The sequence below is a fragment of the Rhodovulum viride genome (genome assembly GCF_003265965.1).
GTDB classification, from domain to species: domain Bacteria; phylum Pseudomonadota; class Alphaproteobacteria; order Rhodobacterales; family Rhodobacteraceae; genus Rhodovulum; species Rhodovulum kholense.
Window position 1 is genome coordinate 142,228 of record NZ_MUAV01000003.1, and the last position, 14,099, is coordinate 156,326.

The 14,099-nt window shown below is 69.0% G+C and carries 13 protein-coding genes; 7 read left to right on the forward strand and 6 right to left on the reverse strand.

Translation table 11 applies throughout. The features are described 5' to 3' along the window. The first annotated feature begins 3 nt into the window (after positions 1-3). From BYZ73_RS03415 to BYZ73_RS03435, 5 genes are all read left to right on the forward strand, one after another. Positions 4-1,272, forward strand: coding sequence for a vWA domain-containing protein (locus BYZ73_RS03415; RefSeq protein WP_112314983.1), 1,269 nt, complete (start codon positions 4-6; stop codon positions 1,270-1,272). Between the two features lie 320 nt (positions 1,273-1,592). Beyond that, positions 1,593-2,150, forward strand: coding sequence for a YeeE/YedE thiosulfate transporter family protein (locus BYZ73_RS03420; RefSeq protein WP_112314906.1), 558 nt, complete (start codon positions 1,593-1,595; stop codon positions 2,148-2,150). Between the two features lie 3 nt (positions 2,151-2,153). Beyond that, positions 2,154-2,768 carry a DUF6691 family protein gene (locus BYZ73_RS03425; RefSeq protein WP_108022868.1) on the forward strand — a complete coding sequence of 205 codons (615 nt, stop codon included), beginning with the start codon at positions 2,154-2,156 and terminating at the stop codon, positions 2,766-2,768. Between the two features lie 117 nt (positions 2,769-2,885). Further along, positions 2,886-3,866, forward strand: a complete 981-nt coding sequence (locus BYZ73_RS03430) for an XdhC family protein (RefSeq protein WP_112314984.1) — start codon at positions 2,886-2,888, stop codon at positions 3,864-3,866. Continuing rightward, positions 3,866-4,864, forward strand: a complete 999-nt coding sequence (locus BYZ73_RS03435; protein ID WP_112314907.1) for a molybdopterin-binding protein — start codon at positions 3,866-3,868, stop codon at positions 4,862-4,864. The genes BYZ73_RS03430 and BYZ73_RS03435 overlap by 1 nt, the downstream gene beginning before the upstream one ends. Before the next feature lie 1,509 nt (positions 4,865-6,373). Here the strand turns inward: BYZ73_RS03435 and BYZ73_RS03445 are convergent. Both BYZ73_RS03445 and infC read right to left on the reverse strand, forming a co-directional pair. Then, positions 6,374-7,717, reverse strand: coding sequence for a globin-coupled sensor protein (locus BYZ73_RS03445; protein WP_108022875.1), 1,344 nt, complete (start codon positions 7,715-7,717; stop codon positions 6,374-6,376). A gap of 148 nt (positions 7,718-7,865) precedes the next feature. Next, positions 7,866-8,408: a translation initiation factor IF-3 gene (gene infC / locus BYZ73_RS03450; protein WP_108022877.1), complete on the reverse strand. Its 543-nt coding sequence runs from the start codon at positions 8,406-8,408 to the stop codon at positions 7,866-7,868. 195 nt (positions 8,409-8,603) lie between these two features. Here infC and BYZ73_RS03455 point away from each other — a divergent pair, with 195 nt between their 5' ends. After that, the gene (locus BYZ73_RS03455; RefSeq protein WP_112314909.1) at positions 8,604-9,482 is read left to right on the forward strand and encodes a midas domain-containing protein; all 879 of its coding nucleotides are present in this window, start codon (positions 8,604-8,606) and stop codon (positions 9,480-9,482) included. A 184-nt stretch (positions 9,483-9,666) separates the two neighbouring features. On the opposite strand, the gene tpiA is transcribed toward BYZ73_RS03455, so the two are convergent. From tpiA to BYZ73_RS03470, 3 genes are all read right to left on the reverse strand, one after another. Next, positions 9,667-10,425, reverse strand: coding sequence for a triose-phosphate isomerase (gene tpiA / locus BYZ73_RS03460; RefSeq protein WP_112314910.1), 759 nt, complete (start codon positions 10,423-10,425; stop codon positions 9,667-9,669). Between the two features lie 132 nt (positions 10,426-10,557). After that, a complete protein-coding gene (locus tag BYZ73_RS03465) occupies positions 10,558-10,923 on the reverse strand; it encodes a HesB/IscA family protein (protein ID WP_108022882.1) in 366 nt (121 codons plus the stop codon). A 95-nt stretch (positions 10,924-11,018) separates the two neighbouring features. Next, positions 11,019-11,381 carry an SUF system Fe-S cluster assembly protein gene (locus BYZ73_RS03470; RefSeq protein ID WP_112314911.1) on the reverse strand — a complete coding sequence of 121 codons (363 nt, stop codon included), beginning with the start codon at positions 11,379-11,381 and terminating at the stop codon, positions 11,019-11,021. Positions 11,382-11,476: 95 nt separating this feature from the next. Here BYZ73_RS03470 and BYZ73_RS03475 point away from each other — a divergent pair, with 95 nt between their 5' ends. Beyond that, a complete protein-coding gene (locus BYZ73_RS03475) occupies positions 11,477-11,809 on the forward strand; it encodes a DnaJ family domain-containing protein (RefSeq protein WP_108022886.1) in 333 nt (110 codons plus the stop codon). A 10-nt stretch (positions 11,810-11,819) separates the two neighbouring features. Here BYZ73_RS03475 and BYZ73_RS03480 read toward each other — a convergent pair whose 3' ends face one another. Continuing rightward, positions 11,820-13,859, reverse strand: a complete 2,040-nt coding sequence (locus BYZ73_RS03480) for an ATP-dependent helicase (RefSeq protein ID WP_112314912.1) — start codon at positions 13,857-13,859, stop codon at positions 11,820-11,822. Positions 13,860-14,099: the final 240 nt, after the last annotated feature.

Sequence of the window (14,099 nt, forward strand, 5' to 3'; positions counted from 1 at the left end):
AAGATGGCCGACTATCCCGCCCTGGGCATCCCCGACGAGGGGAAGCTCTCGCACAACATCCTTCATTTCGCGCGTGCCCTGCGCAGGGCAGGGCTGCCGGTCGGCCCGGGCCGGGCCATCGATGCCATTCGCGCGGTCGAGGCGGCTGGCTTCACCGACCGGGCCGATTTTCACCACACGCTCGCCGCCTGTTTCGTGTCGCGCCCCGAGCATCGCGCGGTCTTCGACCAGGTGTTCCGGCTGTACTGGCGCGACCCGCGCTTTCTCGAACACATGATGAGCCTGATGCTGCCCGCGCTGCGGGGCGCCGCGGAAGAGCGCCGGGCGCGGCCGGCCGAAAGGCGCGCGGCCGAAGCGCTGCTGGACGGCGTGCCGCGCGACCTGCCTGATCCGTCCGGCCCGGCGCCGGAAGAGGAAATCAAGATCGACGCGACCGGCACCCAGTCGGCACGCGAACGGCTGAAGAGCCTGGATTTCGAGCAGATGAGCACCGCCGAGACCGCCGAGGCGAAGCGGATGCTGGCCCGGCTGCGCCTGCCGGTGGCGCCCCTTGTATCGCGCCGCAGCCAGGCCGCGCGGCGCGGGCGGCTGCCGGACTGGCGCGGCACGATGCGCGCCTCCCTGCGCGCGGGCGGGGAAGTCCGCGATTTTTCGCAGAAAAATCGGCGCCCGCGCTGGCCCAATCTGGTGGTGCTCTGCGACATCTCGGGGTCGATGTCGCAATATTCGCGCATGGTGCTGCACTTCCTGCACGCCGTCTCGAACGCCAAAGGTGCGGGCTGGGCGCGAGTGCATGCCTTCACCTTCGGCACCCGCCTGACCAACATAACCCGCCATCTCGCGACCCGCGACGTCGACGCGGCGCTTGGCGCGGCCGGGGCCGAGGCCCCCGACTGGGACGGCGGCACCCGAATCGGCAGCGCGCTGCATGCCTTCAACCGCGACTGGTCGCGCCGGGTTCTCGGGACCGGTGCGGTGGTGCTGCTGATCACGGACGGGCTCGACCGCGACGAGGCGGACATCCTGTCGCGAGAGATCGAGCGGCTGCATCTCTCGGCGCGCCGTCTCATCTGGATCAACCCGCTTCTGCGCTGGGACGGATTCGCGCCCAGGGCCCGGGGAATACAGGCGATGTTGCCCCATGTGGATTGCTTTCGCGCGGGCCATTCGGTCCGCTCGCTGGAAGAGCTTGCCGACGCCGTCTCCGAGGCCCGCGACACCGGCGAACGCGACCGCCTACTGGCCGCCATGCGACATTCCGGACCGGTTTGATCCAGATCAAAGTGACGGCCCGGCGAAAGATACATCTGACAGTCACTGTTTGCGGGCGGCGTCGGAACGTTCCCAGCCGACGCCAGCAAGCCCGCAGCGAGTCCCTGTGTCTTTCCCAACACAGGATTTCGGCATCAAAGGGGTCCTCCCTCCCCGGATGCCGGTCAGTGAAACGCCGTGGGCCCTCCCTCCCACGGCGTTTTTCGCGTTTTCCGTTCCCGTTTTTGTCACAGGCGATCCGTCTTGATCCGACTCGTCGCGCGCTGTCATTATATTCCAAACAGAGAATATAATGAGGGGAGTGAAATCCGGTGAAACCCATGCCACTCAACTGGAAGATTGGCGGTCCGCTCCTTGGGATCGTCTTCTTCCTGGCCGTGCTTCTGGCCAAGCCGATCGGCGTCTCGACCCAGTTCGTGGTGCTCGACGCCATCCTGTGGAACCTCCAGCAACCCGACGCGGGCATCGTCACGCAAACCGCCGAGGGCTTTACCTCGACCAATGCCTATCTGGCGAAATCGGGCGGGGCGCTGGCGGCCGAGGCGGGCAACCCGCTGACCTATCCGGTGGTCTTCGTGCTGGCGATGATGGTGGGGGCGTTCCTGTCCTCGCTGATCCGCTCGACCGTGCCGAAGGGCGAGCGCAACGTGCCCGCCATGTACCGCGCCAATACCGGCGGCTTCTGGCCGCTGCGCTGGGTCCTGGCCTTCGCGGGCGGCGTTCTGGTGCTTTACGGCGCGCGGCTCGCGGGCGGCTGCACCTCGGGGCACATGATGTCGGGGATGATGCAGACCTCGGTCTCGGGCTATGTCTTTGCCTTCGGGGCGTTCCTGACCGCCTTCCCGACGGCGATGATGCTTCTGAAGAAGGAGGGCTGAGCCATGACCATGACCCTTGTCATCGCCGGGCTTCTGGGCGCGGCCTTCGGCGCGATGCTCGACCGGATCGGGGCCACGAACCCGAACTGGATCGCGAAGATGCTGACGCTGACCGATACCAACCTGATGAAGACGATCCTCGTGGCCATCGGCACCGCCTCGATCCTGATCTTCGCGGGGCAGATCTACGGGCTTGTCGATGTGGGCCACATGTCGGTGAAGGCGGTCCATGTGGGCGTGCTGCTGGGCGGCGCGATCCTCGGCTTCGGCTGGGCCATCGCGGGCTATTGCCCGGGCACCGGGCTCTGCGGGCTTGCCGTCGGCCGGATCGACGCGCTGTTCTTCGTGGCCGGTGGGCTCGTCGGCGCCGCGGGCTTCATGATCACCTATCCGTTCTGGGACTCGATCGGGTTTCTGAACGGCGAGAAATGGACGCTGGGCGCCATCCCGGGGGCCGATTACCCGGCCGCGATTCCGGCGCTGCAAGGCGATCTTGCGGGCATCGTGATGGGGGCTGCCTTCATCCTGATCGCGATCCTGCTGCCGCGCCGGATCGTCGGGCGCAAGGCCGCCCGCGCCGCGGCGGCCGAAGCCGCGAAGGCCGCGCCCGCCGAATGATCGGCCTCGGCCCTCGCCCGCCGGACCTCTGGCGGGCGGGGGCGCCACCTTTTGCCTATTCCCCCCGGCGGCCCGGCCCCCCAATATCCGGGCCGAGGGAGGGCACCATCCATGCAGATCGCAGACCATGACGCGATCCCCGAGACCGCGCTGGAATGGCACCGGACGGGGCAGGGTGCGGCGCTGGCCACCGTGGTCGAGACCTGGGGCAGCGCGCCGCGCCCGGTCGGCAGCCAGCTTGCGGTTTCGGGCGCGGGCGGCATGGCGGGGTCGGTTTCGGGCGGCTGCGTCGAGGGCGCGGTGATCGCCGAGGCGCTCGAGGCGCTGGGCGACGGCCGCCCGCGCCTGCTTGACTTCGGGGTCAGCGACGAGGATGCCTTTGCCGTGGGGCTCGCCTGCGGCGGCCGCATTCGTGTGCTGGTCGAACCGGTGGGGGCGGCGCTGCCCGAGGCGCTTCTGGCCGATCTGGTCGCGGCCCGGGCCGCGCGCCGGGCGGTGGCCTATGTGGTCGAAACCGACAGCTGGGCGCGGCGCCTTGCGGGGCCCGGCGATCCGGGGCTCGGGCCGGTTCTGGCCGACCGGATGCGCGCCGACCGCTCGGGCTTCGAGGGGGCGGCCTTCATCGGGATTCACAATCCGCCGTTGCGGCTTGCCGTTGTCGGGGCCGTCCATATCGCCCAGCCGCTGGTGCGGATGGCGCGGCTGGCGGGCTTTGCCCCGGTGGTGATCGACCCGCGCCCGGCCTTCGGGTCCGAGGCGCGGTTTCCCGGCGAGACCCTGATCGACGCCTGGCCGGACGAGGCGCTGGCGGGCCTCGGCCTCGACGCCCGCACCGCGGTCGTGACCCTGACCCATGATCCCAAGCTCGACGATCCGGCGATTCTGGCCGCGCTTCAGTCCGAGGCGTTCTATCTGGGCTGCCTCGGCTCGCCCCGCACCCATGCCAGGCGGGTCGAGCGGTTGCAGGCGGCCGGGCTGACGCCCGACCGTATCGCGGCGATCCACGCGCCGGTGGGGCTTGATATCGGAGCCCGATCGCCAGCCGAGATCGCGGTCGCGATCCTGGCCGAGATCGTCCAGCGGCTGAGGCGGGGCTGATGCGCTTCGGTCCGGTGCCGCCCTCCGAGGCCGAGGGCGCGATCCTCGCGCATTCGCTGACGCTGGCGGGGCGGCGGCTGCAGAAAGGCCGCGTGCTGACGGCCGAGGATGGCGCGGCGCTGGCAGCGGCGGGCATCGCCTCGGTCACGGTCGCGCGCCCCGATCCGGACGACGTGACCGAGGACGTTGCGGCGGCGCGGCTGGCGGCGGCGCTGGTTCCGGACCCCTTGGCCGCGGCGCTCCGGATCGGGGCGGCGGCGCGGGGGCGGGTGAACCTGCACGCGGTCGGCCCCGGGGTTGTCGGGCTCGACGCCGCGGCGGTCCAGGCGATCAATCGGGTCGACCCCGGCATCACGCTGGCGACCCTTGCACCGCTGGTCCGGGTCGCGCCCGGCATGCTGGTCGGCACCGTCAAGATCCTGCCCTATGCCGTTCCCGGCGCGGCGCTTGCCCGGGCTTGCGAGGCCGGCCGGTCGGCGCTGCGGGTGCATCCTGTGCGGCGGCGGTCGGCGGGACTGATCCTGTCCGAGGTGGCGGGGCAAAAGCCGGGCCTGACCGCCAAGGGCGAGGCTGCGGTCGAAACCCGGCTGAAGGCACTGGGGATTTCTCTCGGTGCGGTGCGGGTCGTGCCGCACGAGGCCGGGGCGATGGCGGCGGCGCTGGCCGATCTGCCGGGCGAGATCGGGTTGATCCTGACCGGCTCTGCCACCTCGGACCCGCGCGACGTGGGGCCCGAGGCGGTGCGGCTTGCGGGCGGGACGGTCGAACGGTTCGGCATGCCGGTCGATCCGGGCAACCTCTTGTTTCTGGGCGCGCAGGGCGGGCGGCCGGTGATCGGGCTGCCGGGCTGTGCCCGCTCGCCCGCGCTGAACGGGGCCGACTGGGTGCTGGAGCGGGTGGCTTGCGGCATCGAGGTCGATGCTGCCGCCATTGCCGACATGGCGGTGGGCGGGCTTCTGAAGGAGATCCCGTCGCGTCCGCAGCCGCGCGAGGCCTGAGCCCGGGGGGGCGGGCCTGCAGTCCGGCCCGCGGCGGGCTGCGCGTTGGCCCGCACGTCCTCCGACCGCCGGCATTGGCCCATGGACCGCTTTGGTTGCGAAGGCTCTCGGCCTCCTGTGCCATCGGTCTGTCCGGGGCAGCGCTTCGGCCGCCCCGCGCCGGAAAGTCGCTCTGTCTTTGGTGTCCGGGGGCGCTGGTTTGGCCCCGACGCGGGGATCGGCCGCGTCGCACCAGGTGTTGGATCCCATGGTTTGATGGCGCGGTCCATTCCGCAGAAAGCGAGCGTTTTCCCCCCTTGGCATTGCGGTTTCCTGAGCGATCCGAGGCCGTGCCGTCTTCCCGCGCGCCCGGCGTTCAGGTCGGAATGGCGGACGGCCTGTTCTATGGTCTGGAGGAGCCGGCCGGAGGAGGTCACGGCGCGGAGTGTCCTGGAGAGCTTCGGGCCCGGGGCTCGTGTGGGCGATGTTGCTCGGCGGCATCGGCTCTTGCCGTCGCAACTGACGACGCGGTGTCGGCAGGCCCGTGATGGGGGGCGTGCGCTTCCGTTGGATGCGGCAGGCTCGCTGAGCCTCCCAGAGTTCGCGCCATCGGTGGTCGACGCGCCGGACCTTGCGCAGGAATTCTGTCGGGACCGGATCGAGACAGGTGACATGGTGATCCGAGTGCCTCGCAGGATCCTGGCGGGGGCATGACGGGCTGGCGGCGACGGCGCGAGACACGAGCTGGGCCTCGACCCGTATTCCGGGCTGACGGTCGTGGTCCGGTCGACGCGCGGCGACCGGCTGCAGATCCCCGTCTGGAACGGAAGCGGCCCGGTGCCGATCTGCAAACGCCTCGGGAGCGGGTCCATCATCTGGCCGAAGGTGCGGGACGGGTTGGCTGCCCCGCGCCCGATCCGAGGCGCTGTTCGAGGGCCTCGACTGGCGGCGGGTGATGGCGCCACGCGTGCTGGCACCGGGTGCGGCGAGGTGAATGGGCCCCGTTGTCTTGTTGGGGGCTCGGCGCGGCACCGGAAAAATCATGTCCCTGTCGTCCATGATCGGGCCCGATCTCATGGCCCTGTTGCCGGTTCCGCACCCGCCCCGCGCACGTGATGGCGGCCTGCAACTTCGCCCGCAAGCCCAAGATCCTCATTGGACTCGCGCCATATGGATAGGTCTGCAAAGCCTGGATGCCAGGGCCGGACAGGGTCATCGTCAATCCGATCCACCAGATGCCTGGACCGACCGCCCGGCGCCATCGGGCGCCGCTTTCTCGAAAAGAGGGCGATCGGGTACCGGATCTCTGCTTTCAGATGTTTGACAGGCGGCCTTTGTCCTCGGGGCCGATGCGGACCGCGGCAGCCCTGAAGCCGGGACGCCCGGTATCTGCGCGTGGGCACCGGGCATCTGGCTCCGAGACCGGGCGCGATTGCGGCAGTCCTGATCGGGGCAAGGCGGCTCTGCCCCGGGGGGGGGGCAGCGCATCGGCGATTGGCGCGCTCCTGCGCGTGAGGGGTCCGGCTTCGCTCAGGCGGCGCGCAATGCGACGAGGAAATTCCGGACCTTGTCCGACAATGTGCCCGCCTCGCCCGATACGGTGCCGACCGCGTCCTTGAGCGCCATGGACGTGTCGCCAGATCGTTCCACCCGATGCGAGACGTCGTGGATCATCTGGGCCATGTCGGTGGTGCTTGAGGCCGTCGACTCGGCATGCTGGGAGATATGCTGGGCGGCCTGGGTCTGTTCGGCCACCGCAACGCGGATGCTGTCCGAGAAGGATCGCACCCGGCTGACGCAGTCGCTGATGCCGGTCATCCGCGTGCCCATCAGCTGGGTTTCGGACTGGATCCGCTTGATCCGGTCGTTGATCGAACTGGTCGCCTGGCTGATCCGTTCGGCCAGGGCCTTGACCTCGAAGGCGACCACGGCAAAGCCCTTGCCCGCATCGCCCGCGCGCGAGGCCTCGACCGTGGCGTTCACCGCCAGAAGATTGGTCTGCTTGGCAATCTCGGCGATCAGGTTGACCACCTCGCCGATTTCCTCGGCCGCGGATTGCAGGCTTTCCACCTGTTCCGAAGACGCCTCGGCCTCTGCCATCGCATTGGCCGAAGCCGAAGCGGCATTGTTCACGTCCTGGGTGATCGAGGTGATCGAGGCAGACAGTTCGTCGATCGCCGAGGCGACCGATTGCGCGCTGGTGGCGATCCTCGAGGCGTTGTCCGACAGCGAGTCGGCGCCTTGCCGGGCGCGGGAGATTTCGGTTGTCATGGTGCCCGCCGCATCGTCGAGACGGCGCATCGAGGCCGACAGCACATCGGTGATGCGGCCGATGTCATCCTCGAAATTGCGGCCCAGCGTCGAAAGCCGGGTCTCGTATTCCTCGGCCTGCGCGGCGAAGAAGCCGGAGTTCGCGACCTCGGTATCCAGCATCAGCACGCGCGACAGGGCGTCCATGTAAGGGGTCGGGTCGCCGCGCCCGAGGAAGGATTTCTTGCGCACCTCGGCCATGATGAGGCCCTGAAGCGCCAGACCGACCCGGGCATAGGCCGCGGTGTAATGGCTGATCGGCAGGCCGATCCGGTGGTGGACCCGGCCGATCTTTTCCGCGCTTTCGAAATAGGTTTGCGAGAAGTTCGAGCTGAACATGAGAATCCAGTGCTCTTTCTGCTTCTTGCGGGCGTGTGCGCGCAGCGCTTCGGTCGTGAAATACGCGTCCCAGTCGGGGGTATTGGCGATGTCTTCATAGAAACTCGCCAGCACCGCATCGAGATGCGGCAGCAGGATCTTGCCAACCTCGGCGACGCGTTCGCGTGTCTGGCCCTGAAGCCCATAGGCCCAAAGACGTGCCGGCTGACGTTTCTTTTCGGCCATGACGCTGACGGTCTCCCTGTTGCGCAAGCGGATGCGATGGGACTATCCGCCGCGACGGTTGACCTAGCGTTACCTTTGTCGAGATAAGAACAACTATAACGAAAAAGCCGCCCCGAAGGGCGGCCGATCGCTGGACGGGCGGGTTTTTTTACTTGGCCGGCCCGATCATCATCACCATCTGGCGGCCTTCGAGCTTGGGCATGTTCTCGACCTTGCCGATTTCCTTGACGTCCTCGGCCACCCGTTCCAGCAATTCGCGCCCGAGATTCTGGTGCGCCATCTCGCGGCCGCGGAACCGGAGCGTCACCTTCACCTTGTCGCCGTTCTCGAGGAACTTGATGACCGAACGCATCTTGACCTCGTAGTCGTGGCTGTCGGTGTTGGGGCGGAACTTGATTTCCTTGACCTCGATCACCTTCTGCTTCTTGCGGGCCTCGGATTCGCGCTTTTGTTGTTCATACTTGAACTTGCCGAAATCCATGATCTTGCAGACCGGCGGCGTGGCATTGGGAGAGATCTCGACCAGATCGAGCCCGGCCTGTTCGGCCAGTTCCATGCCGCGGGCGGGGGCCACGACTCCGAGATTTTCGCCCTCGGCGCCGATCAGGCGGATTTCCGGGCAGCGGATGCGTCCGTTGATGCGAGGGCCGGTATCGCGCGTTGGCGGCGCGTTGTGAGGTCGGCGGGCTATGGTGTCGCTCCTTGGATCGTTGCAATTGAGTAGACCCCAAGTTACCGCCGGGGCGGGCGCGCTTCAAGGCGGTTTTCCGTCTGCGGGCAAGGCTCTGGGCCTGCGGCGACGGGCCGGTTTGCCGCAGGTGGCGGCATGCGACAAGCTCTGGGGCGAGGGCCGGGGCAGGATGCTCCGGCGGCAGAGGAGGATAGGATGAAAAAGGCTCTTGCAGCGATCGTCATTCTCGCCGCTTTCGGGCTGGGCGGGTTCCTTTGGTATCTGGGCAACATGGCCGGTCCCGGGGCGCGAAGCGCGGATGTCCCCGCATCCGGAGAGGCCGCGCCCGAGGCGACGCCTGAACCCGCAGAGGCGGCTCCCGACGCGGCCGACGCCCCCGCGGCCGAGGCGGCTCCCGGGCCTGCCGAGGGCCAGGCTCCCGAGGCGCCGGTCGGAGCGCCGGAGGATAACGGAGTGCCGGAGGATCAGGCCGCGACCGGGCCGCAGGCCGACTCGGGCATGGCCTCGGCCGATGACGACATGAGCGTCGGCGAGCAGACGCCGACCGAGTCGTTTGAGGCCCCCGCGGCGGGCGGGACCCCGGAGGAGACCGAAGCGGTCGGTTCGGGCGATGGCAGCGTCAAGGCCGTGGTTCCCGAAGAGGGGCGTGCCGCGGATACCGCCATGCCGCAGGACGACCCGGCCCTGGACGGGGCGGGCGCAGAGGACCCGGCAGCGGCGGGCCAGGACGCAGACGATCAGGGCACGGACGAAGAGGGCGCAGACGGAGAGAGCGCGGAGGCACCGGAGACGGCAGACCCGGGAGGGGCGGAACCGGCCTCGGAAGGGGAAGGCCCTGAAGCGGAAGCGCCCGAGGCCGGGTCGCAGGCCGACGCATCCGCGGCCGGGACGGCCTTGCCCTTTGCGCTGACCGAGGGCGGATTCGATGCCGGAGCGGTGGCCGAACTCATTGCGGCCTCGGATCTTCCAGAGGACGAGAAGGCATTGCTGACCGCCGCAGCCGAGGGCGCGGCCGACGCGCCGGTTCTGGTGCCGCCGGTTGTGGCCCAGATCCGCGCGGCCCTGGGCTACTGAGCGGGCTCAGGCTCCGCCGCTGCGGGCCGCGTCACTCGCGGCCCGCGCTCGTCGCGGCAATGGCCGCGCCAGGGTTTCAGCGACTGTTTCGCATAGGCCGCGCGCGCACGTCTCGGACCGCCACGGGTCTTCGATTTCGGGACGTTCCGTCGCTTTTGCCGCTCCGGCTTTGCCGGGGGCGGCCTCAGGCCGCCGGGGCGGCCTCAAGCGCTGCGATGATCGCCGAGAAATCCGAAGCCTTCAGCGAGGCGCCGCCGACCAGAGCGCCGTCGACATTCGAGGTCGCGAAGATCTCGGCCGCGTTGCCGGGCTTGACCGACCCGCCATAGAGCAGCCGGATGCCCTCGGCCGCGGCGCCGAAGCGGTCTTTCAGCGCGGCGCGCAGGCTGTCATGCACCTCGGCGATCTGCTCGAGCGTCGGCACCCGGCCGGTGCCGATGGCCCAGACCGGCTCGTAAGCCACGACGACGGTCTCGGCGGTGACGCCCGCATCGGGCAGCGACCCGGAGAGCTGCGCGCCGACCACCGCCAGCGTCTCGCCCGCGTCGCGCTGGGCCTCGGTCTCGCCGACGCAGACCACCGCCGCAAGGCCCGCGGCCAGCGCGGCTTCGGTCTTGGCGCGGATCAGCGCGTCGGTCTCGCCGTGATCGGCGCGGCGCTCGGAATGGCCGAGGATCACGTAGCTTGCACCCGCATCGGCCAGCATCTCGGCCGAGATATCGCCGGTATGGGCGCCCGACACCAGCGGGTGACAATCCTGTCCGCCGACCGCGACCTTCGAGCCATGGACCGAATCCGCCATCCGGTCGAGCAGCGTTGCAGGCGGGCAGAGCAGGATGTCGATGCCGGGGGCGGGATGGGCCGCGGCCAGCGCGACCGCTTCGCCAAGCGCGCCGCTCAGCCCGTTCATCTTCCAGTTTCCGGCCGCCAGCTTCCTGCGCATGCGCTCACTCCCTTGTCGCTGATGATGATTCCGGCCTTCCTAGGCGATTTCCCGGCCGGGCGGAACGGTCCTTTTCCGCGCAAGCGAGGCGCGCCGGACGGTGCGGGGCCGGAGCATGCGGAGGAGAGGCGATCAGCCCTCGGCGGCGTCGGTTTCGCGGAACTTGATCGATTCGCCGCAGCCGCAGGCATCGACCACATTGGGGTTGCGGAACTTGAACCCCGATTCCAGCAGCGAGGTCTCGTAGTCGATCTCGGTGCCGAAGAGGAACATCTGCGCCATCGGCGCGATCGCGACCCGGGCGCCGCCCTGTTCGACGATCTCGTCCATCGGATCGAGTTCGGCGACATAGTCCATGGTGTATTCCATGCCCGCACAGCCGCCCTTCTTGACGCCGATGCGCAGCCCTTGGGCGTTTTGCTGGTCCATCAGGCGCGCGACCTCCGCCGCCGCGGCGGGGGTGAGGCTGACAGCCTGTTTTCCGGGAATGCCGAACATTGCGTACCTCGTTTCCTTCGGGGCCAAGCTAGGGCGCGGTGGGCCTCCTGCAAGAGCCCGGACCCTGGCCGGCAAGGGCAGGCGGCGCGGCCGGGCTACATGAAGCCCAGTTCCAGCCGCGCCTCGTCGGACATCATGTCCATCCCCCAGGGCGGGTCCCAGGTGATCTCGACCTCGACCCGGTTCACGCCCGGCAGCGGCTCGACCGCCTCCTGCAGCCAGCCGGGCATGTCGCCCGCCACCGGACAGCCGGGCGCGGTCAGCGTCATGGTGATGTTCACCACGTTCTCGGGGTCGATGATGATCGTGTAGATCAGGCCCAGATCGTAGATATTGACCGGGATCTCGGGATCGTACACGGTACGGCAGGCTTGGACGACCTGGTCGTACATCGGATGGTCGGTGGTCGAGGGCTCGATGAGCGGCGTGCCTTCAAGCTTTCCCTGCGGCTCGGTCATGGCGGCTCCTGTAATTCCTACCAATTATATAAGGAATGGGGAAACCGCCGTCCAGAGGCGGAATGCGGGGGCTGGTGCCGCGAAGGAGAGTGGCGATGTCGTGGATGTCCAGACTGGTCGAGCGCCGGATCCTGCAGGCCCAGGCGCGCGGCCAGCTGCAGGGGCTCGCGGGCGAGGGGGAGCCGCTGCCCGACCGGACGGGCGATGCCTTCGTCGGCGCGGCCGAGGCGGCGGGGTTCCGGATCATGGCCGAGGCGGGCGCGCTGCCGGAAGAAATCTCGTTGAAAAAGCAGGTTCTTGCCTGCAAGGCCCGGCTGGCTTCGCTGACCGATCCGGCGGAACGCAAGACCGCGATGGCCGAACTGGCCGATCTGCAGATGCGCCAGGCCATCGCCGAAGAGGCGCGGCGCCGGTTTCTGTCTTTCTGAGCGGGCCGGGTCAGGCCCACATGTCGCGCATCCGGCGGCGCAGGTCGAGCCGGGGCGCCTCGGTCCCATCTGCCGGTCCGTCGGGGCCGGGCGGGTCCTGCCAGTAGACCTGCTCGAACTGGCTCAGGATCGAGTCGGGGATGAAGCGTGTCCGCCGGGCATAAAGGTGGCGGTCGCCGAAGCGGGCCTGCTGGGTGACATGGAATTTCAGCGGCACCCCCAGCGCCAGGCTGTCCTTGGCGCGGGTCATCGCCACGTACAACAGCCGTCGTTCCTCCTCGATCTCGGCCTCCGATCCGGTGCCCAGATCGGACGGGATGCAGCCATCGACCGCATTCAGCACGAAGACCGACCGCCATTCCTGGCCCTTGGCGGAATGGATCGTCGACAGGATCAGATAGTCGTCGTCGCGCAGCGGCACGCCCGCCTCGGCGCTGGTGGCCTCGGGCGGATCGAGCGTCAGGTCGGTCAGGAACCGGGCGCAATCCGGATAGCCCGCCGCGATCCGTTCAAGCTGTTCCAGATCGGCGCGGCGGCTTTCGGCATCCTCGTGAAGCCGGTCCAGATGCGGGGCATACCAGGCGCGGGCGGCGCCGATCAGGTCCGGCCATCCGGCGGGCGCGGTCAACAGCTCGACCAGCGCGGGCCAGTCGGCGGCGGCCCGGGGCGGAGGGGCCAGACGGCGCAGCGCCTCGGCCGGGGAAGGGGCGGCCTCGAGCGCGTCAAGCACCCGCGCGGCCGTGCCCGGGCCGATCCCGGGCACAAGCTGCAGCATCCGAAAGCCCGAGACCCGGTCGCGCGGGTTCTGCCGAAGCCGCAGCACCGAAAGCAGGTCCTTGACATGGGCGGCCGACAGGAACTTGAGCCCGCCGAACTTGACGAAGGGCACATGGCGTCGGGTCAGCTCGATTTCCAGCTCGGCCGAATGGCTCGAGGTGCGAAACAGCACCGCCTGATCCTTCAGCCTCAGCCCCGCCTCGCGCGCGGCAAGGATGCGCCCGGCGACATGGCGGGCCTGGTCGCGGCCGTCGGGAAGGGTGACCAGTTGCGGCCTGGTGCCGCCCGCGCGGTCGGTCCAGAGCTCCTTGGCAAAGCGCTCGCGCGCCTGCCCGATCACTGCATTGGCGGCCGCGAGGATCGGCCCGGTCGAGCGGTAGTTGCGGTCGAGCGCGATCACCGTGGCGGGCGGTTCGAAGGCCTTGGGAAAGTCGAGGATGTTGCGCACCGTCGCGGCGCGGAAGCCGTAGATCGCCTGGGCGTCGTCGCCGACCACGGTCAGCCCGCGCCCGTCGGGTTTCAGCGCCATCAGGATCTGTGCCTGCAGCCGGTTGGTGTCCTGATATTCGTCGATCAGGACATGGTCCCATTGCGCCCCGGCCCAGCGCGCGAAGCTTTCGTCCTCCATCGCCTGCGCCCAGGCCAGCAGCAGGTCGTCGTAATCCAGCACATTCTGCGCCTGCTTGGCCGCGACATAGGCCCCGAAAAGCCGTTTCAGCTCGTCCTCCCAGGGCAGGCACCAGGCAAAGCGGTCGGCCAGGACGTCGGGCAGCGGGCTGCCCGCATTCACGCAGCGCGAATAGATCGCAAGGCAGGTGCCCTTGGCCGGAAAGCGTTTCTCGGTCGAAGAGAGGCCCAGCCCATGCCGGGTGAGGTTCATCAGATCGGCACTGTCCTCGCGGTCGTGAATGACGAAATCGGGGTCGAGCCCCAGCCGGCCCGCATTCTCGCGCAAGAGCCGGGCGCCAGTGGCATGGAAGGTCCCCGACCAGCATAGCGCGCCCGCGGGCCAGGCGCGGTCGGATCCGGCCAGCAGCCGTTCGACCCGGCGGGTCAGCTCTTGCGCGGCCATGCGCGAAAAGCTCATCAGCAGGATCCGGCCCGGATCGGCGCCGCCGGTCAGAAGATGCGCCACCCGGTGCGCCAGGGTACGCGTCTTGCCAGACCCCGCCCCCGCGATGACCAGAAGCGGCCCCGCACCCTCCGTCCCGTGACTCGCAGCCGCGCGCTGCCGGTCGTTCAGACCGGCGAGATGCCCGCCATGATCCAGCATGCCCCTGCCCATCGTCTCTTGCCGGACCAGTCTAGCGCGATTGGAACAATCATGGAACACCGAAAGACGCCGCAGTCCTGTCCGGGCCGGGGTTCCTCTCGAAACCGCCCGAAGTGAGGGCAAGATTCGCTTTTTCATTTACTCTGCGTCAATTTTGACCGGCGAAACAGGACGGGATCGACTTGTGCCTGGATTTGGGGCTGGTCCGGGGACGGGCGCTGAACGATCGGATTGGCGGCC